This window comes from Ruegeria sp. SCP10, from assembly GCF_040329495.1.
Taxonomy (GTDB): Bacteria; Pseudomonadota; Alphaproteobacteria; order Rhodobacterales; family Rhodobacteraceae; genus Ruegeria.
On sequence record NZ_JBDZYF010000089.1, the window covers coordinates 1 to 322 of the forward strand.

The window sequence follows — 322 nt, forward strand, 5'->3', positions numbered from 1 at the left end:
TGCCTGGCTGCTGCGTTTTTGAGATTTCAGATCGAGGATGATCTGCATGACATCACGGGTCACCGCCTTGGGCATACCCTCTGCTGACAGGCCCGCATCCGCTCGAAGCGCTCTGCTGATCGTTGCATGGCTAATTTGAATGTTCTCCGCTTTCAGCGCGGCGCTGATCTTTTTGCCAGACACCCCCTGGTCGCTCAGCGCCTTGATCTGATCAAATACTTCCGGGGTTACTTTTCCAGATGCTGCTGGCTGTTCCAGTGCCTGCAGCATGTGCTGAATATCGGGAGAGGCCTGCTGATATCCCGTCTCCCGGAAACTGCGC

General features: G+C 55.9%; 1 protein-coding gene. It reads right to left on the reverse strand.

The window, feature by feature from the left end:
* Positions 1-322: hypothetical protein (locus ABLN87_RS22405; RefSeq protein WP_353014327.1), on the reverse strand; the 322-nt coding region annotated here is incomplete at both ends.